A 23,961-nucleotide genomic window follows, 5' to 3' on the forward strand; every position below is an offset into this window, starting at 1 on the left:
GCCGCTTGCCGTCGCCGCGCTTTATTTGCCCCAGCGCAGCACCAGCGGATCGAGCCGCCGCGCGATCTTCAGCAATCCTTCGCGCGTGGCGGGATGCATCGCCGGCAGCGGATGACGCACCGCGTCCGAGCGGATCACGCCGCCTTCCTTCATCAACGCCTTGCACGATGCGAGACCGCCCTGGCGGTTTTCGTAGTTGATGAGCGGCAGCCACTGCTCATAGTGCGCGGCGGCCGCTTCGGTGTCGCCGGCCGCATAGGCGTCGACGATCAGGCGGATGCCGTCCGCATAGCCGCCGCCCGTCATCGAACCCGTTGCGCCCGCATCGAGATCGGCCATCAGCGTAATGGCTTCCTCGCCGTCCCACGGTCCCACGATCGCGTCGCCGCCCAACTGGATGAGTTCGCGCAGCTTGTTTGCTGCTTGCGGCACTTCGATCTTGAAGTACGACACATGTTCGATTTCAAGGGCCATGCGCGCGAGAAACGGCGCCGACAGCGGCGTGCCGCTGACCGGCGCGTCCTGGATCATGATCGGAATGCCGATCGCATCGGACACGGTGCGGTAGAACTCCTCGATGCCACGCTCGCCGATGCGGATCGTGGCGCCATGGTAAGGCGGCATGATCATGACCATTGCAGCACCGGCCTCTTGCGCGCGGCGGCTGCGCTCAGCACATTGATAAGAACTGAAATGCGTCGTCGTGACGATCACGGGCACGCGGCCTGCCACGTGCTTGAGCACGACGTCCATCAACGTGTTGCGTTCTTCGTCGGAAAGCGCGAACTGCTCCGAGAAGTTCGCCAGAATGCACAGACCGTTCGAGCCTGCATCGATCATGAAGTCGATGCAGCGCTTCTGGCCTTCCAGGTCCAACTGGCCGGCTTCGTCGAAAATGGTGGGGGCAACGGGAAACACGCCCCGCAGCGCGGCGGCATTAGTAGCTTGGCTCATGATTCAGGCGCTTTTCAGATGTGGTAGGGGTTAAGAACGTCTCCACTGCCGACTATACGGCGCGAAGGCAGGCGGGTATATTGAATTGTTTCCATCCTGTGATCGCTTTTACGACTCACCGCCGCCTTCATGAAAAACACGTTGAACGTTCTGCTGGGCAAACTGCGCATGAAGCAGCTGCAACTGCTGATCGCGCTAGACGATCAGAAGTCGCTGCACAAGGCGGCGGGCCTCATGTCGATGACGCAATCGGCCGCCAGCAAGGCGTTGCAGGAACTCGAATCGATGTTCGAAGCGCCGCTTTTCGAGCGCTCGAAAAGCGGCATGATTCCGAACCAACTGGGACATTGCGTGATCCGCCATGCACGCCTCGTCACGACGGACCTCACCGCGCTATGTCAGGACGTGGCTGAAATACGCTCGGGACGCGGCGGGCGGCTTGCAATCGGCGCGATCATGGGCGCAATTCCGCAGTGTGTGATTCCCGCCGTCAATCGGCTGCATGCGGGATATCCGAACCTGTCTATCGAAGTGGTGGAGGACACGAGCGCGCGCATGCTCGGGCAACTCGACGACGGCCGTCTCGATCTCGTGATTGGCCGCGCGGCCGTGGCCGCCGATCCGTCGAAATACCAGTATCGTCCGCTCGCGGATGAGCCGCTATCGGTGGTGGTGGGCTATGGCCACCCGCCGTTGCCGAGGAAGGAGGTGAAGCTGGCTGATCTCGCGGATCATCGTTGGGTGATGTATCCGTCGCATATGCCGTTGCACGCGCTGCTCGAACGCGAGATGGATCTGGCAGGGCTCGCAATGCCCGATAACCCAATTTCCACGGCATCCACCTTTGTGACGGTCGCGCTCCTGCAAAGTAGTGCGGAGCTCGTGTCGTTGTTGCCGACTGCCATAGCCGAAGTGTTTATTCGGCAAAAAATGCTGCGCCTCGTACCGGTCAAGCTGAAGTCGCCCTCGCAGACTTTCGGCGTCGTGACGCGCAAGGGTGGCGTGCTGTCGCCGCCCGCCGAGCGCCTGGTGGAATTGCTGCGGCAGCACACAAAGACGCAGGACGAGGCACGCCCCACAAAGCCGAAGCCCACGCAGAAACGCAAAGCCGCGCCTGCGCCCATAAAGCGAAAAGCTGCCTGAACCAGCAGTTTTTCAGGCGCGTCGCAGACGTCAAATATCGCACGGCAATTCGCACTTTGCTATGTCCTCGCGACGGGTGTTGTAGCGGCGACACTGGGGTTTAACCGAACCAATTGCGTGTCTGCGTCCGCGCTACACTCATTAAAGGGTGTCGGATTTACGAGGGTGATACCCGTCCGGGGAGAGCAGTTATGAATCGGCCATCGGTTCGGTTTCCGCTACGCGCCACCAGCACCACCTCGGTGCGCAAATGGTTCAAATGGACGCTGGCGGCGGCGTTGTTGGTGGGCTTGGCGTGGCTGGTGCGCCTGTGTCAGCTCGAAATAGAAACGTCCCGGCTGCAGGCGCACTATCTGTCCGAACTTACGCGCGACGTCGGCTTCACCCTGGACGACGGCCCCAGTCATTCCATCCGTTTTCCCGAAGCCGATAAAGGCCCCTACGACACGCGCCTCGGTTATGCGCTGCTGCCGTCCATCCAGCAGCGCCTCTTGCAACGCGGTTTCGAAATCACTGCGCAGGCGCGCGATTCGGAACGCATGCTTTCCCTCGCCGATAGAAGTCTGTTCCTGCCTTACGCGGAGAAAGACCAGGCCGGCTTGCAGCTCTTCGACGGTACGGGTGCGCCGCTATTCAGCGCGAGCTTTCCAGGCCGCGCATACCGCAGCTTCGAGGCGATTCCGCCTGTCATCATCAACTCGCTGCTCTTTATCGAAGACCGCTATCTGCTCGATCCCAATCAGCCGAACCGCAATCCGGCGATCGACTGGGGGCGTTTCAGCCGCGCGCTAGTCGACCAGGGCGCGCGCGTCTTCAATCATCATCAGGCGACGCCCGGCGGCAGCACGCTCGCCACGCAGATCGAGAAATTCCGCCACTCGGCAGGCGGGCGCACTGCAACGCCGCCGGAAAAGCTGAGGCAGATCGCGTCGGCTTCGGTGCGTGCCTATCTGGACGGGCCCCAAACCATGCCCGCGCGCCAGCAGATCGTCGTGCGTTACCTGAATTCGGTGCCGCTTGCCGCGCAACCCGGCATCGGCGAGATCAACGGCATGGGCGACGGTCTCGCCGCCTGGTACGGGCGCGATTTCGCGGACGTGAACCGCATACTCACCGCGCCCTCTACCGAGCAGAACCTCCCCGAACAGGGCGAGGCCTTCCGCCAGGTACTTTCGCTGATGATCGCCCAGCGCGCGCCGTCGTATTTCCTGCATCGCGGCTACCCTGAGCTCGAGCGATTGACCGACAGCTATTTGCGCCTGCTTGCGAACGGCGGCGTGATTTCGGCCGCGCTGCGCGACGCCGCGCTTTCGGCGAACGTGCAGTTGCACCGCGCGGCGAAACCCGTTGAAAACGCCGGCTCGTTCGTGTCGCGCAAGGCCGTCACATCGATGCGCTCGAATCTGCTGGCGGCCCTCGGCATTCCCAGCTTCTACGAACTCGACCGGCTCGATCTGCAAGCCACGGGTACGCTCAATAATGCCGTGCAACAGGCGGTGAGCGAACGGCTTGCCGCTGCCGCCACCCGCGAGGGCGCGAAGGCCGCGGGCCTCGTCGGTTATGAAATGCTGCGCGCTTCCGACGACCCGTCGAAAATCGCCTACAGCTTTACGCTGTTCGAGCGGCGCGACGGCGCCAATCTCGTACGCGTGCAAACGGACAGCGTAAACCAGCCGTTTGACATCAATTCCGGCGCACGGCTCAATCTCGGTTCCACTGCAAAACTGCGCACCATGGTGACGTATCTGCAGATCGTGTCGCAACTGCATGACCGTTATGCGGCTCGCAGCGCTGCTGAGCTGAAAGCCGTCAAGCCCGATCCGAGCGACCAGTTGACACGCTGGGCACTCGACTATCTGTCCCACACGCAGGACCGCTCGTTGCAGCCTATGCTGGACGCAGCCGTGGAACGCAAATATTCGGCAAGTCCAGGCGAAACGTTCTACACGGGTGGCGGCGCGCAGACCTTCAACAACTTCGAAGCGGACGACAACAGCCGCATTCTCACGGTGCACCGCGCATTCCAGCATTCGGTGAATCTTGTGTTCGTGCGGCTGATGCGCGACATCGTTCACTATGAGATGGTGCAGACCACCGGACCTTCTTCGCAGTGGCTGAGCGATCCGGCGATCCGCAAGATGTATTTGACGCGTTTCGCCGATCAGGAAAGCCGCGTGTACATGAATCGTTTCTACACGAAGTATCAGGGCAAGACGCGCGAGCAGGCGCTCGCGCTATTGCTGCTCGGCGTGCGTAAATCTCCGCCGAAAGTGGCCACCGTATTGCGCAGTGTCGCGCCGGACGAATCGAATGCATGGTTCAACCAGAAGATGCGAGCCGCACTGAAAAATACACCGGCGGCCTCCGTGCTCGACGACGAGGACCTCGCGAAGCTCTACGCGAAATACGGCATCGACCGCTTCAATCTGAACGATCGCGGCTACATCGCGAGCGTGCATCCATTGGAACTATGGGCGCTCAATTATCTGCGCGAGCATCCGAAGGCCACGCTCAACGAAATTCAGAACGCAAGCAAGGACGTGCGCCTGCAAAGCTATTCGTGGCTCTTCAAGACGCGTTATCACGCGACGCAGGATCGTCGCATCAAACGCATGGTCGAATTGCGCGCCTACGAGGCAATCGGCAAATCGTGGCAGGCGCTCGGCTATCCGTTCGCGACGCTGACGCCTTCGTATGCGGCAGCCATTGGCGCGTCGGGCGACAGGCCTGCTGCGCTCGCGCAACTGATCGGCCTGATTGCAAACGACGGCAACAAGGTGCCGACCGAAAGTCTCACGCAGCTGGACTTTGCGAAAGACACGCCCTACGAAACGCATTTCCGGCGCGCGGCGGTCGCGCCGCAACAGCAACTCGCGCCGGAAATCGCCGCAACGGTGAAAGGCATGTTGCGCGACGTCGTGACGGGCGGCACCGCGCGGCGTCTCGCGCCAGGCATGACGTTTCCGGACGGCCGTACGCTGCAGGTGTACGGCAAAACCGGCACAGGCGATCAGCGGTTTAACGTATTCGCCAAGGGCGCGCGGCTCATCGAGTCGCGCAAGGTGAACCGCAGCGCGACGTTCGTGTTCGCTTTCGGCGATCGCTTTTACGGCACGCTGACCGCGTGGGTACACGAACCGTATGCCGCGCGCTACGAGTTCACAAGCGCGCTGTCCGTGCAATTGCTGAAGTCGATGGCGCCTGCGTTGCAGCCGTTATTGGACTCTGTGCCTGCGAAGACCGCTTCTGTCGCCGCTACAAAAGTCGCGGCGCAATAAAGGCAGTCACGCTTCATCAATAGGCGGGCTCGGTTGCCGGCTTGAGAAAGAGTTCATGCACGGGTGCGAAGTGCGCGTACAGCGGCAGAATCGCGCCGCCCATCGCGCGCGCATCGGCGCCAATGGCACCTTCCAATAGTTGCGGGCGCACCATTCCTTCCCACTCGAACCGGTCGAGCACGCGCTCCGTGCGGCGAATGATTTCGCGCACCATTTGCCGGTCGAGTTCACCGTCGATCACGACCGCTTCGAGGTCGAGCAGCGCGGCGGCATTGGTGAGCGCGCTGGCAATCGCCGGGCAGGCGCTGTCTAGCCATTCCTCGGTATGCCGCCACATGTCCGGCGACAACGCGCGATGGTCGTGCGCGGCCGCGGCGGGTTTGCCTGCTTCGCTCAACAGACGTTCGAGCACGAAGCCGGATGCCGCATGCAGCAACTGCCGAGCAGGCTTGCGTGCGCTGTTCTCGCGCAGCGGAATCGAGCCGACTGCGCCGGCGTTGTCGTGCGGCCCGCCATGCAGGCGCCCGTCGATCACGAGTCCGCCGCCGATAAAAGTGCCCACGAACAGATACAGAAAATTGTGGATGCCGCGCCCCTGACCCATCACGAGTTCGGCGGCACAGGCGGCCGTGGTGTCCTTTGCGAATTCCACCGGCAGACCCGTCATTGTCGCGATGCGCGAGCGCAAGTCGATTTCGTGCCATGCATCGAGCGCGTCGGGCGGCGCGCCGAGAAAGTCGCGCCAGCCACCGAGCCACAGCGGCGCGGCCACCCCGACGCCGACTACCTTGCCCGCATTCGCGCCGAGCGTCTGATTCACGCGTGCCAGCCTGCTTTCCAGCGCGGGAAACAGCGTGCGCGGATCGGGATATGGGTACTCGAATACATCGCGGCAGACCACGCGGCCGGCGAAATCCATTGCCAGCACATCGAGACTGCGCCGTCCCACCTTGATGCCGATCGTGTACGCACCGTCCGCGCGCAACGCGATCGGCACCGACGGCTGGCCGATTCTGCCGCGCACGCGAGCCTGCTTTTCCAGGAGACCGTCTTCGATCAGACGACCGACGATCATCGACACTGTCTGCATCGAAAGACGTGTGAGGCGGCCCACGTCGGCCTTCGGCAGCGGCCCATGCAAACGGATCGCCTGTAGCACGATGCGTTCGTTGAACTGTCGCATGCCGACCTGGTTGGAGCCGACCGTGCGTTTGAGGGACGGGCGGATGCCGGTGGTATCCATGATCGCGGGCCCTCAGCGGAGTGACTGCATCATGCAATCGCCTTGACGTCGGCTTCTTTGGCGCCCGTCATGATCGCCACGGCGTCCGACATATGCACGTCTTTCGTCTTGACGAGCGCGGCGCGCCGTCCGAGCCGCTGAATGTGAATGCGATCCGCGACCTCGAATACATGGGGCATGTTGTGGCTGATGAGAATCACCGGCAGCCCCCGGTCGCGCACACGGCGAATCAGTTCGAGCACCATGTTTCCTTCTTTCACGCCGAGCGCGGCGGTAGGCTCGTCGAGAATCACGACATGCCGCGCGAATGCCGCGCTGCGCGCCACTGCAACGCCCTGGCGCTGACCGCCCGAAAGCGTTTCGACTGACTGGCGCATAGAGCGAATGCCGATCTGCAGGTCCTTCATATGCGCGGTCGCTTCTTCGAGCATGCGGCGTTTGTCGATCATCTTGAAGATTGAACCGCGCCAGCCCGGCTTCAGCAATTCCCGCGCGAGAAACAGATTTTCCGCGATGCTCATGGCCGGCGCGACCGCGAGTTCCTGGTACACGGTTTCGATGCCCTGAGCGCGTGCATCCAGCGGGCTGCGGAATCTGACGGGCTTGCCGTCGAGCAGAATCTCGCCTTCGTCCGGCACCGTCGCGCCGGAAAGCGCCTTGATCAACGACGATTTGCCTGCACCGTTGTCACCGATCACAGCGAGAATTTCGCCGGGCAACACCTCGAAATCACAGCCGTCGAGCGCGGTCACATTGCCATAACGTTTGACGAGCCCACGTGCCTGCAGGACGGGCAGCGGGGCAGAAGCGGAAGTAGTTGTCGACATGACGGGCTCCTGTCAGCCTGAGTGGGCGCGTGGGGTGTAGTGCCTGCGCACTCACTCGGGCGGCATGCAAAGATAATTGCGGTCCAGTGCTCAACCGCGGCGATGAGAGAGTTTGTCCGCGGCCACCGCGAGAATCACCAGCATGCCGGTGATCAAAACCTGGTAGACCGAAGAAACGCCGATCAAGGTCAGGCCGTTGCGGAACACGCCGACAATCAGCGCGCCGAGCAGCGTGCCGGAAATCGAGCCGCGTCCGCCGAAGAGACTCGTGCCGCCCAGCACGACCGCAGTAATGCTGTCGAGGTTCTCCGTTTGGCCCGCTTGCGGGTCGCCCACGCCGGTACGCGATACCGAGAGCAGCGCAGCAATGCCGTAGATCGCGCCCGCCAGCGTGTAGACCGTGAGCAGGATCTTCTGCGACGACAAGCCCATCAGGCGCGCGGCCTCGGCGTTATTGCCGAGCGCATACAGGTGCCGCCCGGGAACCGTGTCGCGCAGAACGAACCACGTGGCCAGATACATCAGCAAGGTGAGGACGGTGCCGTAGGTGACATCGGCGGGGCCCAGTTTGAACGTGTTGCCGAAGAACATGATTGCCTCCGGCAGATTCGACACGCTTTCCGCGTTCGAATAGATCTGCGTGAGCGCAAACGCAATGTTCAGCGTGCCAAGCGTGACGATGAACGCGGGAAGCTTGATGCGCGTGATGAGCACGCCATTCAGTACGCCGAATAATGTGCTCGCGCCGATGCCGCAGAGAATCGCGACGGCCGGCGGCAGCCCCAGCGTGACGGCGAACTTGGTCATGATGATGGAGCCGAACGCCATCACCATGCCGCACGACAGGTCGATGCCGCCCGTCAGTACGATCAGCGTCTGACCGATGGCGATGACCGCGACCACCATCGTCTGTTGCAGGATCAGCGAAAGGTTCTGGAACGACAGAAAGCGGCTGCTCTGCGAAATGAAGAATGCGCATGCCAGCACGAGCGCAATGAGCGGCCCGACTTCGGCGAGCGACGGCAGGCGGTCGAAGAAATGGCGCGGATGGCCCGCGGGCGCGGATGGAGTCGACATGATGATGTCCTCGAAACATGAGCGCGGCTGTGTGCCACGCGGCGAATCACGCGGCGGCCCGGTACGCGGGCCGCCGTGCAGTGCTCGTTACTTGTTGCCCCAGCAGTTGTCGAGGCCGAATTTGGTGTCCTTGCTGTCGATGCCGGACATCGGCTTGTCGGTGATCAGCGTCACGCCCGTGTCCTGATAGCCCGAAACCTTCTTGCCGGTCTTTGCGTAATCGACGCCGGCCGTCACGCCGAGCGAGGCCATTTTCAACGGATACTGCTGCGAGGTTGCGGCAATCGAGCCGGCCTTCACGTTGCGCACGCCTTCACAGCCGCCGTCGATGGAAACGATCATCACGCCCTTGTCCTTGCCCGCAGCTTTCAGCGCACGGTACGCACCCGCAGCCGCCGGTTCGTTGATCGTGTACACGACGTTGATGTCCGGTGCTTTCTGCAGGCAGTTTTCCATCGCTGTCTGGCCTTTCGCCTGATCGCCGCGCGTGTCCTGACTGCATACGATGGACGGATCGCCTTCCTTCACGCCGAAGCCTTCGAGAAAGCCGTTATGGCGCAGCACGCCTACTGAAACGCCGGGCGCGAGGTCGAGCGTGGCGATCTTTGCGGGCTTGCCGTTCAGCGCAGCTTTCGCGTATTTGCCGATCAACACGCCGGCCTTGAAATTGTCGGTGGCGAAGAGGGCGTCGGTTGCGTCCTGTGGATCGGTCGGCGTATCGAGCGCGACCACCATCACACCGGCCGCGCGCGCTTTCTTGATGCTCGGCACGATTGCTTTGGTGTCGCTAGGTGTGATCAGAATTGCTTTCGCGCCGGCCGTCATCATGTTTTCGATCGCGGTCACCTGACTTGCGTTATCGCCGTCGAACCTGCCGGCAGCGGTCACCAGCTTTGCACCGTCTTTCGACGCGGCCGCTTCGGCGCCTTGCTTCATCTTCACGAAGAACGGGTTCGTGTCGGTCTTCGTGATGAGGCCCACGACGGGCTGGTCGGCGGCCTGGCTCGCGCTCGCACACCAGACCGCCGACGCTGCAACGCACATAGAGACGATTTTCCTGACGACAGGAAGCCTGCGGGAATTCAGATTCATGGAACGCTCCTCCGGTTATTGGCAATGACGCTTTGATGGTGGCGGTTGCACACGCGAACGCTGCGCGGTCGCAACCTGGTTGGGGGCCTGATTCGAGCAGGTGAGCCACGATCGAAGTTCGCTGCTTAAATCACTTTGGTTGATTTAGTACAGCAGGCGCGAGTGGACCCGTCAAGGAATCTTATCGACGAGGTGTGTCTGCCAAAACCCCATGAGAGCGCGCAAAGCGTTATGGGGCGGGGCTCTTGAGCGGTGACGCAATGCAGCGTGGCGCGGACCGGATTGGGGAAAGTCCTGGCTGCGATAAAGGTCAGTTGAAAGTCAGGCGGCATACAACGAGCGCGATGACACCACGTCCGCGCCCGATTTGCAGCCGTACCGCCGAATCTTTAACCTGCGCGCGGCGTGCCCGTCGACGCCCGCATCACAAGTTTCGGTGCCGACGAAACGCGCATTGGCACTTTGGTCTTGCCGCGTCCCGCCTGTCCATACGACGACTCGATCAGCTCGCGCAGCAGCGACACGGCGAGGCCGGCCACTTCCACGGTCGGTACGGCGACCGTGGTCAACGCAGGCCGCGATTCGCGCGCCAGTTGAATATCGGTGATGCCGATCACTGACAGATCCGTTGGCACGGCGAGGCCGAGGTCCGCGGCTGCATGCATTGCGCCCAGCGCCGGCAGATCGTTGGTCGCGAAGATTGCGGTGATTTGCGGATCGGCTTCGAGCAATGCACGCGCCGCCGTATAGCCGCCTTGGACCGTATCCGCTGCATGTTTGACGCGATTCTTGCGCACGCCTGCCGCGCGCAGCGCGTCGACGAAACCTTCATAGCGCGCCGCATGAATGCCGGAAACCTTGCTGCCGACAATGGCCCCGATCCGCCGATGTCCGAGCTCGAGCAGATGCTGACCGGCAAGCTCGCCGGCCAGACGAAAATCCACGGCGACGCATGGCAAGCCCGGCGGCTCGTTTGGCCGCTCCCACATGCACAAAACCACGGGCGTGCCGCGCGATTCGATCACGTGAAGATCGGCGAACTGCAGGTTCGCGTTCGTCACCAGCACGCCTTCGGAGAGCGTGCCGGCAATCTGGTCCAGGTACGCGCGGCCGGTCACAGGATCATCGTTAGTATTGCAGATGATGACGAAGTGGCCGCTCGTGCGCGCCGCACGTTCGACGGCGAGCGCGAACTCCGGATAGAACGGATTCGCGATGCTCGACACCATTAGTGCGAGTGTGGGCGCGCGGCCTTCGGCCAGCGCGCGAGCGGCGAGATGCGGCCGGTAGCCGAGGGCATCGACGGACGCGAGCACGCGTTGCCGTGTCGTCTCGCCGACGCGGCCGCGATTGCGCAACACGTTGGATACAGTGGCGGGCGTGACGCCCGCATGGCGCGCGACTTCGCTAAGTGTAGGCATGTCTCTTCATTATTTGGGATGGTTACCCGGCATTTGCATCAAAGCACAAGGCACGGCACCATCTGTCGCACAGACAAACGACATGGAGACAGGCAAGGACGGACGATCGCATTGCGATCGATTTTTTCGGCCTTGCTGATTAAGCGCTTAATCTCCGTCGTCGAGCCGATTAAATCACGGAGTCGATGCGATGGCGAGCATTTCGTTAAGAGGCGTGCAGAAAGCGTATGGCGACGGCGCGCCGGTGATTCGCGACGTCGATCTGGAAATCGGCGAAAACGAATTCTGCGTATTTCTCGGACCTTCCGGCTGCGGCAAGTCCACCTTGCTGCGTATGATCGCAGGCCTGGAGGACGTGACCGATGGCGACCTGTTCATCGGCGGAAACATCATGAACGACGTGCCCGCCGCGCAGCGCGGCGTCGCGATGGTGTTTCAGAGCTACGCGCTCTTTCCGCATATGACCGTGTTCGAGAACATGGCATTCGGATTGAAGCTCGCTAAAACCCCCAAGGAAGAAATCGAGCGCAAGGTGCGTGAAGCCGCGCGCATTCTGCAACTGGAAGCGCTGCTGGAACGCAAGCCGAAAGCGTTGTCGGGCGGTCAGCGTCAACGCGTTGCAATTGGCCGCGCGATCGTCCGCGAGCCGGGCGTGTTTCTATTCGATGAACCTCTTTCCAATCTCGACGCAACTCTGCGCGGCCAGACTCGCATTGAAATTGCGCGGCTGCATAAGCAGTTTGCGAAGGCGAGTGTGGTGTATGTCACGCACGATCAGATAGAAGCGATGACGCTCGCGGACAAGATCGTGTTGCTGCATGCAGGCAAGGACACAGAGCGCTACGGCAGCATCGCGCAGATCGGCGCGCCGCTCGAGTTGTATCACCGTCCAAAGAGCCGCTTTGTTGCCGGCTTCATCGGTTCTCCGCGCATGAACTTTTTGCCGGGACATGTTGCTTCTGTCGACGCGCAAGGAGTGGTCGTCACACTCGAGGCTACGCAGGAAACCGTGCGCGTGCCCGTGGATGGCGCGGCGCTCCAGATCTCTCAAACCGTAACGCTCGGCGTGCGTCCAGAGCACCTTGAATTCATCGACAGGTCAGCTTCACATGACGACGCGGTTCTGACGCGCACCGTCTCGCTCGTCGAGCAACTCGGCGAACACAGTTATGTGCATCTCGATCAACCCGGCGGCGCAGCGCTGATCGCAAAAGCGCCGGGAAATACGCGTCTCGCGCCCGGAGATCGAGCGCATTTGCGCGTGCCACGCCACGCAACGCATTTGTTTACCGAAGACGGCTTTGCCGCCGCTTCGCTCGAATCCGTCGAACACTACGCATAAAGGACATTCGGATGCGCCTTGGAGTCTGCTACTACCCGGAACACTGGCCCGAGTCGATGTGGGAAGACGACGCGCGCCGGATGAAAGCACTCGGCATCGAACAGGTGCGAATCGCCGAGTTTGCATGGAGCCGCATTGAACCGACGCCTGGCGAATACGATTGGGCGTGGCTCGATCGCGCGGTCGAGGTACTCGGCGCAGCAGGTTTGCAGGTGGTGATGTGCACGCCGACGGCTACGCCGCCCAAGTGGCTGATCGACCGTGATCCGGACATCTTGCCGGTTGGTGCCGATGGCCGCCCCCGCGCGTTCGGGTCGCGGCGCCACTATGACTTTTCGTCGCCTTCGTATTTCGCGGCCTCGCAGAAGATCTGCACCGCGATTGCCGAGCGTTACGGCAAGCATCCCGCAGTTGCATACTGGCAGACCGATAACGAGTTCGGTTGCCATCACACTGTGGTCAGTTATTCGGCGGCAGCAGTCACCCGTTTTCGCGAGTGGCTGAGGGCGCGTTATAAAACGGTCGACGCATTGAACCGCGCGTGGGGCACCGTATTCTGGAGCATGGAGTACCGCAGTTTCGACGAGATCGACGCGCCGGTTGCAACGGTGACCGAAGCGCACCCTTCGCATCGGCTCGACTACCGGCGCTTCGCGTCTGATGAAGTCGCGCGTTATAACCGCATGCAGGTCGAGATCATTCGCGCGCATTCGCCTGGGCGGCCCGTCGCGCACAACTTCATGCAACTGTTCACCGAGTTCGATCACTACAAGGTTGCCGCCGATCTCGACGTCGCCGCGTGGGACAGCTATCCGCTCGGCGCGCTCGAAGAGCAATGGTTCGCGCCCGAAGTGAAAGCGCGCTGGCTGCGCACCGGTCATCCTGACTTTGCGTCGTTCAATCATGACGTGTACCGCGGTATGTCGAAGCTGCCTTTCTGGGTCATGGAGCAGCAACCGGGTCCGGTGAACTGGGCGATGTGGAATCCCGCACCGCTCCCTGGCATGGTGCGTTTGTGGAGTTGGGAGGCGTTCGCCCACGGCGCGGGCTGCGTATCGTACTTCCGCTGGCGTCAGGCGCCGTTCGCGCAGGAACAGATGCATGCAGGTCTGAATACGCCGGATAACCGGCTCGACGTGGGCGGCAGCGAGGCGGCGAAAGTGGCCAAAGACATTCGCGCAGTACTTGCGGCGAACGCGGACGCCGAAGCCGCGATTCGTTCGAAAGTCGCGCTCGTCTACGACTACGAAGCGAAGTGGCTCTTCGAAATTCATCCGCAGGGTGCGGACTTTCACTATCCGCGCTTTGCATTCGAGTACTACTCCGCATTGCGTGCGTTAGGTCTCGATGTCGATGTCGTGCCGGTCGACGCATCGCTCGACGGCTACAGCATGATTGTGGTGCCGCCGCTTCCCGTGGTGCCAGCAGATCTGGCCGCGCGTCTTGCAGGCTCTGGCGCGCAAGTGATACTCGGGCCGCGCACTGGTTCGAAGACGCAGGACTTGCAGATCCCCGCGAATCTTCCGCCTGGCGCGCTCGCGGACGTGTTGCCGCTGCGAGTGTGGCGCGTCGAATCGATGCGGCCGAACGTAACCGAACCCGTTCGTCCTGAAGGGGCGCACGAGGTCGGCGCGGAGGTTGGCGTCGCGCGTCATTGGCGCGATTTCATCGAATGCAATGACGTGCATTCGTTTGACGTGCTCGCGCGTTTCGCTGACGGCCACCCCGCGTATGTACGAAGCGGCGCGTTTCATTACTTCGCAAGTCTGTTTGACGAAGCGCTCACCGTTCGGTTTTTTGCGCAGATCGCGCAGCAGGCGGGCATCGAAACGATTTCACCCGGTGAAGGTGTTCGCATCAGCCGGCGCGGCGCACTGACCTACGTGTTCAACTACGGCGATTGCATACATACGATTGCCGATGTTGCAGACGACACTTTTGTAATCGGTTCGCGTGCAGTCGAACCGCAGGGCGTAGCAGTGTATCGATCCAGCCGACCGGTCAAGTAACGGGACGATTTGCAAGCCGGCATTCCAGGCAGTAACGACAACGACGCAAAATCAAGGAATAAAGGAGACACGTAGCATGAAAATGAAACCACGCAAGGTTCTGCTGACACTCGCGCTCGCTGCGGCCGCACTCGGAACGTCCGTTTCCAGCACCGCACAGGCCGGCACGCTGACTGCCAACATCGCGTTCAAGGGCGCGAGCCAGCGCGCGGTGTGGCAATCGGTGGTGGACGACTTCAAGAAGGCTCATCCCGGTATCGACGTGAAAGTGTCGTTTATCGACGAAGAAGCCTACAAAGTGCAACTACCCGGCTGGCTGTCGACGGTCGCGCCTGACATCGTCAACTGGCATGACGGTGAACGCATGGCCTATTACGCGCAGCGCGGCCTTTTCGAAGACCTGAGCGGCGATTGGGCGAAGAACGGCTGGAACGAAATGTATGCGTCGACGAAAGAAGCGTCGTCGTATAAGGGCAAGCAATATGCGGCGCCCACGGTGTACTACTCGTGGGGCATGTTCTATCGCAAGGATCTGTTCCAGAAGGCCGGCATTTCAGGCGAGCCGAAAACGTGGGACCAGTTTCTTGACGACTGCAAGAAGCTGAAAGCAGCCGGCATCACGCCGATTGCCGTGGCGGGCCGCGATGCATGGACGCTCGCCGGCTGGTTTGACTATCTGGACCTGCGTTTGAACGGCAACGCATTTCATCAGAAGCTGATGGCGGGCGAAATTCCGTACACGGACGCGCGCGTGAAGAAGGTTTACACGGCGTGGAAGCAGTTGATCGACGCCGGCTATTTCATCGACAACTCGCTCTCCTACGATCTGGATGCAGTGCAGCCGTTCCTGTTCCAGGGCAAGGCCGCGATGATGCTGATGGGCACGTTCATCACCGCGGGCTTTCCGACGAACGTGAAGCCTCAAATGGGCTACTTCCAGTTCCCGATTATCGACGCCAACGTGCCGACTGCCGAAGACGGTCCGGTCGAATCGCTGCATATTCCGTCGAAAGCGAAGAACAAGGCAGACGCGCATACGTTCCTCGCATTTGTCGAGACACCGGAAATTGGCGCGAAGCTGGCTACGGGTCTGGGTTCGCTGTCGGCGAACAGCAAGTCTCCCGAGCCGGAAGACCCTATTTCGAAGATCGGCTTTCAGATTCTCGCGAATACCAAGGGCGGCATTGCGCAGTTCTACGATCGTGACATGACGAAGGAAATGGCCGATGAAGGCATGAAGGGAATGCAGCAGTTCATTTCCGATCCGTCGAAACTCGACAGCGTGCTCGCGCAACTCGAGCAGACGCGCAAGCGGATCTACAAGAAGTAGCGAAGGGTGGCGGCCGCGAGGCCGCTTACTGGTGTATCCGGCCAGAGCGGGTGGCTCCGGCCGACAGCTCTGCATGGGGCCCGAGTACGCGCTGAAGCGCTAACTTAGGCCGACAGCTTTGCATGGGACCGGAGGATCATCTTGTCGCATTCCGTCACCCGCCATACTGTAGGCGGACCCGTTGAGCCAGGCGCTTCCGGATTGCCGGCGTCGGGCAGCGCGTCGAGTGCCCACGCGCACAACGCGCGCGCGCGTGGGCGCCGTCCTTCGCCGACGGCGCGGCGCCAGCGGCGTGCTGCGTTTCTGTTTCTCGCGCCGGCTTGCGTGATGGTGGCCATTTACGTGATCTGGCCGATCCTCTCGACCATACGTCTTAGCTTCTTCAACTGGGACGGCATGACAGAGCCGACCTTTGTCGGCCTCGCCAATTACATCGAGCTGTTCAATGCGCAGACGTTCTATACGGCGCTGAAAAACAACCTCGTCTGGCTGCTGCTATTCCTGCTCGCTCCGCCGATGGGACTCGCCGTCGCGCTCTACCTGAACCAGGCGGTGGCCGGCATTCGCATCGTCAAATCGCTGTTTTTTGCGCCATTCGTATTGTCGGGCGTGGTAGTGGGGCTGATCTTCTCGTGGTTCTACGATCCGACTTTCGGCCTGCTCGCGATGATTCTCGGTCACGGCGTGCCGGTCCTCGGCGATCCACGCTATGCGACTTTCGGCATCGTATTCGCCGCACTGTGGCCGCAAACCGCCTATTGCATGATTCTTTATCTGACCGGCCTGACATCGCTCAATGCCGAGCAGATAGAGGCCGCACGCATGGAGGGCGCACGCGGCTGGTCTATGCTGTGGCACGTAATACTTCCGCAATTACGGCCCACCACGTTCATGGCGATCGTCGTCACGATCATTGGCGCATTGCGCAGCTTCGACCTGATTTCGGTGATGACAGGCGGCGGCCCGTTCGAAAGCTCGACGGTGCTTGCCTATTACATGTACGACCAGGCAATCAAGTACTACCGCATCGGTTATTCGGCGGCAGTCGCTGTCGTGCTGTTCGGCATCATGCTGGTGTACATCGTGTATCACTTGCGCCGGATGCTGCGCGCGGAGCAATAAGGAGCGACCATGTTTCCCATTCCAATCGACAAATGGAAACCGGCCACGCGCCGCGTCTACAAACTGACTCTGCCGATCGCATTGCTGATCTGGCTTCTGCCGATGATCGCCGTGCTCGTTACATCCGTGCGCTCCACGGAAGAACTCAGCGAAGGCAACTATTGGGGCTGGCCGAAGCACTTCGCGTTATTCGACAACTATCGCGAGGCGCTCACCACTTCGCCGATGCTGCATTACTTCTGGAACAGCGTGCTCATTACCGTGCCCGCGGTGGTCGGTTCGATTGCACTCGCTGCAATGGCAGGTTTCGCGCTCGCAATCTATCGTTTCAGGGGCAATTCCTCGTTGTTTGCGACTTTTGTTGCGGGCAACTTCGTGCCGGTGCAGGTGTTGATGATTCCAGTACGCGACCTGTCGCTGCAACTGGGCGTATTCAATTCCGTCAGCGCATTGATCCTCTTTCACATTTCGTTTCAGACCGGATTTTGCGCGCTGTTCCTGCGCAACTTCATCAAGCAGCTGCCGTTCGAACTGGTCGAGGCGGCGCGGATTGAAGGCGCGAACGAATGGACCGTGTTCTTCAGGATCGTGCTTCCGTTGATACGGCCCGCGCTTGCGGCATTGGCAATCCTCGTTTTCACCTTTGTCTGGAATGACTACTTCTGGGCGCTCTGTTTGACGCAGGGCGATGACGCCGCGCCGATCACGGTCGGCGTCGCCGCATTGAAGGGCCAGTGGACGACCGCGTGGAATCTGGTTTCCGCCGGCTCGATTCTCGCAGCGCTGCCTTCCGTGGCAATGTTCTTCGCGATGCAGAAGCACTTTGTCGCCGGCCTCACGTTCGGCGCGACGAAGGGTTGAAGCGACCGACGCCTCTTTGCGCGAGAGCCGTCGGCAAAAGAACCCACGGCACGAACCCACGGCACGCCAACTGGCGCTGAACCTCGCGAGCGCCACTCGCAAACGTTTGCGTCATTTCTATCACGTTTGCCCTAATTAAAGATTGGGACGGGCTTGTCGTTATCCAGTGAAATAAGTCAGACCGTCGAACTGACTCGTGCTTGAAGAAAAGCATGCGCTGGACCAAAGCTCATCGGGGGTACCAATCTTGAACCAACAACGCTCGCCATGGACGCGCACTGCGGCTCCGGGGGAAGTCATCTATTCGGAAGGCTTCGTAGCCGACGCCGTCATCTACGTCATTGCAGATGGCAAAGTCGAAATCTCGACTCAGTGCGATGAAAAAAAGGTCATTCTGGCCACGCTCGGCAAGGGCGAATTCTTCGGCGAAGCGGCGTTGTTGCCGCCCGAGCCGCGAGCGCACACCGCAAAGGCGCTGAGCTTCTGTCAATTGACGGCTATCGCCGGCGGTATTGTGGAAGAAGAATTGGAACGTGTGTCGCCGCTCCTGCGCCACATCGTGCGCACGATGATTCGGCGCGTCAAGAAGAAAGACGACATTCTTGCGACGAATACGCACGCCGATTTCCTCCCCGGTGTGCTTTCTTACGCGCATGTTCTGTCGTTGATGGCGGGCGCCGAAACCAACGACCGCTTCGATGCGCGCGCACGCCGTCCTCAAAACGAGGAAGTCTCGATTCCGCTTTCCGAAGTCATCAAGAAATGCAACGCGATTGCAGGCCATTCGCGCCCGCATGTGATGGCCATGCTCAAGCGCATGGAGAAGCTCAACCTTGTGTCGATCGAATCGGGACGCTCCGAGCGGCTGAACAACACGGCGGGACGCTATTCGGCGAGCGAGGGCGCCGCAGGCCGCCAACTCGTCACATTCGATCCGGTGAAGATCACCGAGCGTGCTCAGCAGGTGGCGGACCATGACCTCGACGTTTCGATCAGCAGCGAACTCGAACTGATCGAGCTCGACGATCTTGAAGCGCTCATCGGCGTGGACAGGAAGGTGATTCTGAACAAGCTCTCGCACGCTGAGATCGCAGAGGACATTTTTGCTTTCCGCAAGTCGAAAGTACTTAACTACGTCGAGGAGAAAGGCCTCAGCTACTTCTCGCGCCGCAATGCGCGCGGTGCAGGCGAGCTGAAATCGATCGACGACCTCGAATTCGTCGATCAGCGAACCTTGTTCGAAGCGGTGAGCGCATTCGATACCTACGATCTCGCGAAGCTTCTTTCGGCGTCGGCTGGGCAGCCGATTGACGAGCGTCTGCAATCCGTCATGACCGAAGCGCGCAAGAAAGAAGTGTCGTGGGTGATGCGCCGCGAGATCAAGATCGATCCGGTCGAGATAGTAGAAATCGAGCAGCGCTTTATCGACACGGTTCGGGCGCTCAAGTCGCCCGTGGCGCACGCCGCACCGGCCGAGTCCTGATGCCCGTCGCGTTCGCTCCACAGAAGCGGACGCAACGTTTAACTGAAATTCGCAGGCTCGTGCAGCCGCTCGCGAGGACGTATGGATCTTTTGACGGTATTTGGCGTAGTGTTCGGCGTGGCGGCAATTGTCGCGGGGTTCTCGCTCGAAGGTGGCAACTTCACGTCACTGTTTCAGCTGGAAGCATTTGTCATCGTGCTTGGCGGCACGTTAGGCGCGGTGATGATCCAGAACACATGGGCACGGTTTTACGACGGTGTGAAGCTGCTGCGTTTTGCTTTCGTGAAGGCGCGGCAAGTGGATCGCGAGAGCCTGTCGGTTCTGCTCGAATGGGGCGATCAGGCGAAACTGAACGGCATGCTGGTCTTTGAATCGATCGACGCTAACGGCATTAGTCCATTCGCCAAGCGAGGCCTCGAGCTGCTCGCGAATGGCGTGACCACCGCGGTGCTCGAAGATGCGTTGCAGCGCGAAGTCGACGCTTATGAGCGCAATTGCATGGCGGCCGCGCGCATCTGGCAACAGGCGGGCGGCTATGCGCCGACCTTCGGCATTCTCGGCGCGGTGCTCGGCCTGATTCAGGTGACGGGGCATATGCTGGAACCGTCGCAACTGGGGCAGGGCATTGCGGTTGCGTTCGTGGCCACGCTGTATGGCCTCGCGGTTGCCAACCTCGTGTTTCTGCCGCTATTTGGCAAGATCCGCGCGCAGGTGGACAGCGAATTGCGTTTCAGGCGCCTGTATCTGGACGGCTTGCTCGCCATCTCGCGCAAGGAATCGCCGCACACCATCGAAACGCGTCTCGCGGGCGACGTACGCGAGCGCTCTGCCGAGCTGCTCGGCTAGTCGCAGAAAGAAGCCGGGCACAACTGATAGCGGATACGCGTGTATGAGCACAACCTCAGGTAGCAAGCGTCTCACAACAGACAAGAGCGGACACCATGACGGGCACGATGGCGGCGAGCAGTCGGACCGCTGGCTGATCTCGTACGCCGATCTGATCACCACGCTAATGGTGCTGTTTCTCGCGCTCTATGTGTTGCAGCTCGCGAAAAACAGCGAGTTGCAGATCAAGACGCTGCAGCATCGTCCGGTGAAGGAGGCTGTGGACGTACAGCCGCCGCTCAATACACCCAATGCGAGAGAAGCCGCGAAAAAGCAGCTTCTCTCATTGCTCGCGCCCTTGCAGGACAATCGCCAGATCACGATTGCGCACACGCCTCAGGGCGTGGAAATCGCCATCAACGCAAGAGTACTGTTCAATTCTGGCGATGCGCGCCTCCTGCCGCAATCGTACGGCGTGCTGGACCAGATTGCGACGGTACTGCGGGACCGCGCGAAAAATAACATTCTCGTGGAAGGGCACACCGACAGTTTGCCGATAGCCACAGCGAAGTACGAATCCAACTGGGAACTGTCGTCCGCGCGCGCGGGGGCTGTGGTGCGGTTCTTCGCCGATAAGGGCATCGAAGCGCACCGCATGGCGGCAATCGGCCGTGCCGACAATTTCCCGCTGATCATCGGCAACGACGCGGCGGCCAACGCCGCTAATCGGCGGGTAACGATACTCGTCGAATATTGAGTATCGGGCGTTAGACGTCCAGCGCAAGGTACTGGTGAAGAGACTGGATCGCGGCCGCACCTTCCCCGACGGCCGCCGCCACTCTCTTTACTGAGCCGCTACGCACGTCGCCCACTGCGAAAACGCCTGGCCGGCTCGTTTCGAGGAAATGTGCGGGGCGCTCAGACGTCCACTTGTGAGCGACATCCGGCCCGGTCAGCACGAAGCCGTTTCTGTCGAGTTCGACACAGTCGCCAAGCCAGCCGGTATTCGGCTCTGCGCCGAGAAACAGGAACACGTGCCGAATAGGCTTCTCTTCGATTTTTCCGTGCTGGTTCCACCGAACCGACTCGAGATGCGCTTCGCCGTTTAGCGCGACGATTTGTGTTCGCACATGAACCGTGATGTTAGGCGCTGCCTCGATGCGACGAATCAGGTAGTTCGACATGCTCGCGGCCAGTCCCTCGCCGCGAATCACAATGTGCACACGGCGCGCGAATCCGGAGAGAAAAACCGCTGCCTGTCCCGCCGAATTGCCTCCGCCGACAATGGCGAGTTCTTCGTTGCCGCAGAACGCGGCTTCCATATACGTGGCACTGTAGTAGATGCCGCGGCCCTGGAAATATTCGAGACGCGCGAGCTCCGGCTTGCGATAACGCGCGCCCGTTGCGATCACCACTGCCCGGCCATAAACATGCTCGTCGTGACTGAGGCGGATATGAAACGGCTGCCCCTTGTCGCATTCAATACCGAGCGCCTCGATTGGCACATCCACTTCCGCGCCGAATTTCCGGCATTGCGAAAGCCCGCGTCCGGCAAGTGCCTGGCCGGAGATGCCCGTGGGAAATCCAAAGTAGTTTTCTATTTTCGAGCTGGTGCCGGCCTGACCGCCAGGCGCCTTGGTGTCGAGAACCGCGACTCTCAACCCTTCGGATGCGGCATATACAGCTGCGGCAAGGCCAGCTGGGCCCGCGCCGACCACCACCACGTCGAACCGTTCGCCATTCAGCCGGTCGGGACTCAAGCCGATTGCGTCCGCAACGGCGCGATTCGTTGGACGCTTCAGCACGACTCCCTGCAACGTGACGAGTACCGGAAGATCTTCTTCCGTGGCGCCGTAGCGCTCGAGGAGTACCTTTGCTTCCTCATGCTCGGCAATGTCGAAATACGCCGACGGTTGCGCGTTGCGGCTCAGGAAGTGCCGCAATACCAGTGTCGGAAAAGAGGCGGAACTGCCAATCACGACCACGCCGCCGCTCTGATCCTGAATGTAGGCGACGCGGCGCAGAATGTACGCGCGCATGATCGTCTCGCTCAATTCGGCTTCGGCTATGACGAGCGCGCGTAGCGATTCCTCGTCGATCACGATCACTTCGCAATCGCTCGTTGCGCGCGCGGACGCCACTGCGCCGCGCCCCGCAAGCGTGCCAACTTCGCCCGTGAAGCTGCCCGGACCGTGAGTGCCGAGAACATGCAGATTGTCGCCGCTGCCTCGTGTTGCCTCGATGGTGCCCGAGACGATGGCGTACATCGGAATATGGCGATCGCCTTCGCTAAACAATACGTCGCCGGTGCTGAGCTTGCGCCGCTCGCCGTATCGCTCGAGTACCGCGAACTGCGCGTCGCTCAGCCTTGGAAAGATCTGGTGGTGACGGCTGCCGCCCGCCAGCAGATCTTCACGCTTGCCGGAAGTTTTATCGCTCATGAAAGGTCCGATTGGAAAGACGTATGGTGCAGCGTGTCGCTATGCTGCCGGATTGGCATGTGGATGCGAACAATCGCAGCATGGGGAAGGCTGCTGACAGCCGCTATGGCTGAGATTGTGCGCCAGAGTCCGCTCGGCAGTAAAGAGTGGGTGACGCAGGGTTGAAGTCGCGGGAAATGGCGCGGTAGCGGCAGTAGTCGACTTCACTTCATTTTGCCGCAAACGAAAATCCGATCGGGCTATGGGCGAGCCAACGGAATTGAGATTCAAGGCGAGCTGCGGCCGCTCGCATTCGTCGATGCAAAACCGCGCCGGCGCGCGCGCAGTCCGCGCCATAGTTCTTCCAGGTAAGGCAGCAGCTCGAAAACGACAATCAGCGCGAACAGCGTGACAATATAGATGACAGGCAACGGCTCGCTCTTCGCAATCAGTTCGAACCGTGCGGGTTGGCTGCCAAGACCGAACAGCGCCTGAAATTGCGGCCAATGACGCGAGACAACCAGCAGTATCGCCATCAGTGGCACCAGTTCGAGAAAGCTGTGGACGTGCTGTTCGAACGGCGTCACCTTGCGCCCGCCGACCGCATAGCTGACGTCCCACAGCGCAGTCGCTTCGTGAGCGAAGAACGCGACGATCATCAACAGAATGATGCCCGCGTCGATCTCCAGAAAGATCGCGGCAAGCAGCGGCAGTCCCACTTCGGCGAACATCAACAGATGAATCACCGATTCCTTTGCGCCGGTCGTGGATTCGATATGAGTGGCGCGATGGCAGAGCCAATCCGCGAAGCCGGCTGCAAGCCACACAGGCAACACGAAGTACATCAGGATGCTGAGGGTGGGATCGGTCGACATCGCTTTTCCGGCGAAACGCAGGCTCGGCAAACCCGAGCCCGTTGCTTCATTCGATCCCTTCGTGTTTAAGCGCCAGTTGCACCGCTGACCGCGCACGCATGCGTTGCTCGAAATCCGCCAGCTTCTGCGGGACCTCGATCTTGACTTTGTGCGCCCATAAAAGCATGGTGAACAGATAGGCGTCCGCGACACTGGCCTCTGCGCCGAACAGATAGTCGCCTTTAAGCATGTTCGAAATGAGCTGAAAGCGCTGGCCAATTTTCTCCCGCGCGGCGTTGGCTTCCTGATCCGATGTCGGCTTGAATACGCGGCCGAACTGCTTGTGAATTTCGGTGGAAATAAATGCCAGCATTTCGAGCAACCGTGTTGTGCCAAGCTCGCCCGACGGTCCGAGGGAGGGCTTGCGCTGCGCAACCCACGAAAGGATCGCGACGTTTTCGGTGAGCCGCTGGCCGTCGTCTAATTCGAGTGTCGGCACGTAGCTTTTCGGGTTGATGTCGTCGAACTTCTCACCACTCTCCGTTGTTTTGGTCTTGAGGTCGACGCGCACGCGGTCGAATTGCAGATCGGCTTCGTGCATTGCAATATGGTCGGCGAGACTGCAGGCACCAGGCGAGTAGTACAGCTTCATGATGCGCCCCTCCTTCAGAGAACAGTTG

Annotated in this window: 19 protein-coding genes; 10 read left to right on the forward strand and 9 right to left on the reverse strand. The window is 60.8% G+C overall.

All coding sequences use genetic code 11. From position 1 onward, the window contains the following. Nucleotides 1-21: 21 nt before the first annotated feature. Nucleotides 22-954 (reverse strand): dihydrodipicolinate synthase family protein, encoded by a 933-nt coding sequence (locus A3AC_RS0102180; protein ID WP_025596860.1) that lies wholly within the window; start codon nt 952-954, stop codon nt 22-24. A 129-nt stretch (nt 955-1,083) separates the two neighbouring features. Here A3AC_RS0102180 and A3AC_RS0102185 point away from each other — a divergent pair, with 129 nt between their 5' ends. Both A3AC_RS0102185 and A3AC_RS0102190 read left to right on the forward strand, forming a co-directional pair. Continuing rightward, a complete protein-coding gene (locus A3AC_RS0102185; protein ID WP_025596862.1) occupies nt 1,084-2,097 on the forward strand; it encodes a LysR family transcriptional regulator in 1,014 nt (337 codons plus the stop codon). Nucleotides 2,098-2,288: 191 nt separating this feature from the next. Continuing rightward, a complete protein-coding gene (locus tag A3AC_RS0102190; protein WP_025596864.1) occupies nt 2,289-5,375 on the forward strand; it encodes a transglycosylase domain-containing protein in 3,087 nt (1,028 codons plus the stop codon). A 16-nt stretch (nt 5,376-5,391) separates the two neighbouring features. On the opposite strand, the gene A3AC_RS0102195 is transcribed toward A3AC_RS0102190, so the two are convergent. The 5 genes from A3AC_RS0102195 to A3AC_RS0102215 form a co-directional block, all read right to left on the reverse strand. Continuing rightward, on the reverse strand, nt 5,392-6,618 hold the full coding sequence (locus tag A3AC_RS0102195; protein ID WP_025596866.1) for an ROK family transcriptional regulator: 1,227 nt from the start codon (nt 6,616-6,618) through the stop codon (nt 5,392-5,394). Nucleotides 6,619-6,647: 29 nt separating this feature from the next. Then, nucleotides 6,648-7,445, reverse strand: coding sequence for an ATP-binding cassette domain-containing protein (locus tag A3AC_RS0102200; protein WP_025596868.1), 798 nt, complete (start codon nt 7,443-7,445; stop codon nt 6,648-6,650). Nucleotides 7,446-7,535: 90 nt separating this feature from the next. Further along, nucleotides 7,536-8,522 (reverse strand): ABC transporter permease, encoded by a 987-nt coding sequence (locus A3AC_RS0102205; protein ID WP_025596870.1) that lies wholly within the window; start codon nt 8,520-8,522, stop codon nt 7,536-7,538. Nucleotides 8,523-8,609: 87 nt separating this feature from the next. Beyond that, nucleotides 8,610-9,614, reverse strand: a complete 1,005-nt coding sequence (locus tag A3AC_RS0102210; protein WP_025596872.1) for a sugar ABC transporter substrate-binding protein — start codon at nt 9,612-9,614, stop codon at nt 8,610-8,612. Nucleotides 9,615-10,003: 389 nt separating this feature from the next. Next, the gene (locus A3AC_RS0102215; protein ID WP_025596874.1) at nt 10,004-11,035 is read right to left on the reverse strand and encodes a LacI family DNA-binding transcriptional regulator; all 1,032 of its coding nucleotides are present in this window, start codon (nt 11,033-11,035) and stop codon (nt 10,004-10,006) included. Between the two features lie 190 nt (nt 11,036-11,225). Between A3AC_RS0102215 and A3AC_RS0102220 the strand changes: the two genes are divergently transcribed. From A3AC_RS0102220 to A3AC_RS0102255, 8 genes are all read left to right on the forward strand, one after another. Next, a complete protein-coding gene (locus tag A3AC_RS0102220; protein WP_025596876.1) occupies nt 11,226-12,377 on the forward strand; it encodes an ABC transporter ATP-binding protein in 1,152 nt (383 codons plus the stop codon). 11 nt (nt 12,378-12,388) lie between these two features. Continuing rightward, entirely contained in the window at nt 12,389-14,386 is a 1,998-nt protein-coding gene (locus A3AC_RS0102225) for a beta-galactosidase (protein WP_025596878.1), read from the forward strand. 76 nt (nt 14,387-14,462) lie between these two features. Beyond that, the gene (locus A3AC_RS0102230) at nt 14,463-15,716 is read left to right on the forward strand and encodes an ABC transporter substrate-binding protein (protein ID WP_025596879.1); all 1,254 of its coding nucleotides are present in this window, start codon (nt 14,463-14,465) and stop codon (nt 15,714-15,716) included. 141 nt (nt 15,717-15,857) lie between these two features. Further along, complete coding sequence (locus A3AC_RS0102235) at nt 15,858-16,838, forward strand: carbohydrate ABC transporter permease (RefSeq protein ID WP_025596880.1); 981 nt, start codon at nt 15,858-15,860, stop codon at nt 16,836-16,838. A 9-nt stretch (nt 16,839-16,847) separates the two neighbouring features. Then, entirely contained in the window at nt 16,848-17,699 is an 852-nt protein-coding gene (locus A3AC_RS0102240; RefSeq protein WP_025596882.1) for a carbohydrate ABC transporter permease, read from the forward strand. Nucleotides 17,700-17,946: 247 nt separating this feature from the next. Then, nucleotides 17,947-19,182, forward strand: a complete 1,236-nt coding sequence (locus A3AC_RS0102245; protein WP_025596884.1) for a Crp/Fnr family transcriptional regulator — start codon at nt 17,947-17,949, stop codon at nt 19,180-19,182. 81 nt (nt 19,183-19,263) lie between these two features. Continuing rightward, a complete protein-coding gene (locus A3AC_RS0102250) occupies nt 19,264-20,028 on the forward strand; it encodes a flagellar motor protein (protein ID WP_025596886.1) in 765 nt (254 codons plus the stop codon). Nucleotides 20,029-20,071: 43 nt separating this feature from the next. Continuing rightward, complete coding sequence (locus tag A3AC_RS0102255) at nt 20,072-20,764, forward strand: OmpA family protein (RefSeq protein ID WP_025596888.1); 693 nt, start codon at nt 20,072-20,074, stop codon at nt 20,762-20,764. A 10-nt stretch (nt 20,765-20,774) separates the two neighbouring features. Here A3AC_RS0102255 and A3AC_RS0102260 read toward each other — a convergent pair whose 3' ends face one another. The 3 genes from A3AC_RS0102260 to A3AC_RS0102275 all read right to left on the reverse strand — a co-directional run bounded on the left by A3AC_RS0102260 (nt 20,775) and on the right by A3AC_RS0102275 (nt 23,933). Next, nucleotides 20,775-22,448 (reverse strand): FAD-dependent oxidoreductase, encoded by a 1,674-nt coding sequence (locus tag A3AC_RS0102260; protein WP_025596890.1) that lies wholly within the window; start codon nt 22,446-22,448, stop codon nt 20,775-20,777. Nucleotides 22,449-22,714: 266 nt separating this feature from the next. Next, nucleotides 22,715-23,302: a hypothetical protein gene (locus tag A3AC_RS0102270; protein WP_025596892.1), complete on the reverse strand. Its 588-nt coding sequence runs from the start codon at nt 23,300-23,302 to the stop codon at nt 22,715-22,717. Between the two features lie 46 nt (nt 23,303-23,348). Beyond that, the gene (locus tag A3AC_RS0102275) at nt 23,349-23,933 is read right to left on the reverse strand and encodes a glutathione binding-like protein (RefSeq protein ID WP_025596894.1); all 585 of its coding nucleotides are present in this window, start codon (nt 23,931-23,933) and stop codon (nt 23,349-23,351) included. Nucleotides 23,934-23,961: the final 28 nt, after the last annotated feature.

This window comes from Burkholderia sp. WSM2230 (assembly GCF_000472445.1).
In the GTDB taxonomy this organism is placed as follows: domain Bacteria; phylum Pseudomonadota; class Gammaproteobacteria; order Burkholderiales; family Burkholderiaceae; genus Paraburkholderia.

Excerpts from the sequence above, each read along its gene's own strand:
- A3AC_RS0102190 (WP_025596864.1), top strand. The coding sequence starts at position 2,289 with ATGAATCGGCCATCGGTTCGGTTTCCGCTACGCGCCACCAGCACCACC.
- A3AC_RS0102200 (WP_025596868.1), bottom strand. The coding sequence starts at position 7,445 with ATGTCGACAACTACTTCCGCTTCTGCCCCGCTGCCCGTCCTGCAGGCA.
- A3AC_RS0102220 (WP_025596876.1), top strand. The coding sequence starts at position 11,226 with ATGGCGAGCATTTCGTTAAGAGGCGTGCAGAAAGCGTATGGCGACGGC.
- A3AC_RS0102180 (WP_025596860.1), bottom strand. The coding sequence starts at position 954 with ATGAGCCAAGCTACTAATGCCGCCGCGCTGCGGGGCGTGTTTCCCGTT.
- A3AC_RS0102255 (WP_025596888.1), top strand. The coding sequence starts at position 20,072 with ATGAGCACAACCTCAGGTAGCAAGCGTCTCACAACAGACAAGAGCGGA.
- A3AC_RS0102270 (WP_025596892.1), bottom strand. The coding sequence starts at position 23,302 with ATGTCGACCGATCCCACCCTCAGCATCCTGATGTACTTCGTGTTGCCT.
- A3AC_RS0102210 (WP_025596872.1), bottom strand. The coding sequence starts at position 9,614 with ATGAATCTGAATTCCCGCAGGCTTCCTGTCGTCAGGAAAATCGTCTCT.
- A3AC_RS0102195 (WP_025596866.1), bottom strand. The coding sequence starts at position 6,618 with ATGGATACCACCGGCATCCGCCCGTCCCTCAAACGCACGGTCGGCTCC.
- A3AC_RS0102250 (WP_025596886.1), top strand. The coding sequence starts at position 19,264 with ATGGATCTTTTGACGGTATTTGGCGTAGTGTTCGGCGTGGCGGCAATT.
- A3AC_RS0102275 (WP_025596894.1), bottom strand. The coding sequence starts at position 23,933 with ATGAAGCTGTACTACTCGCCTGGTGCCTGCAGTCTCGCCGACCATATT.
- A3AC_RS0102230 (WP_025596879.1), top strand. The coding sequence starts at position 14,463 with ATGAAAATGAAACCACGCAAGGTTCTGCTGACACTCGCGCTCGCTGCG.
- A3AC_RS0102260 (WP_025596890.1), bottom strand. The coding sequence starts at position 22,448 with ATGAGCGATAAAACTTCCGGCAAGCGTGAAGATCTGCTGGCGGGCGGC.
- A3AC_RS0102215 (WP_025596874.1), bottom strand. The coding sequence starts at position 11,035 with ATGCCTACACTTAGCGAAGTCGCGCGCCATGCGGGCGTCACGCCCGCC.
- A3AC_RS0102185 (WP_025596862.1), top strand. The coding sequence starts at position 1,084 with ATGAAAAACACGTTGAACGTTCTGCTGGGCAAACTGCGCATGAAGCAG.
- A3AC_RS0102240 (WP_025596882.1), top strand. The coding sequence starts at position 16,848 with ATGTTTCCCATTCCAATCGACAAATGGAAACCGGCCACGCGCCGCGTC.
- A3AC_RS0102205 (WP_025596870.1), bottom strand. The coding sequence starts at position 8,522 with ATGTCGACTCCATCCGCGCCCGCGGGCCATCCGCGCCATTTCTTCGAC.
- A3AC_RS0102225 (WP_025596878.1), top strand. The coding sequence starts at position 12,389 with ATGCGCCTTGGAGTCTGCTACTACCCGGAACACTGGCCCGAGTCGATG.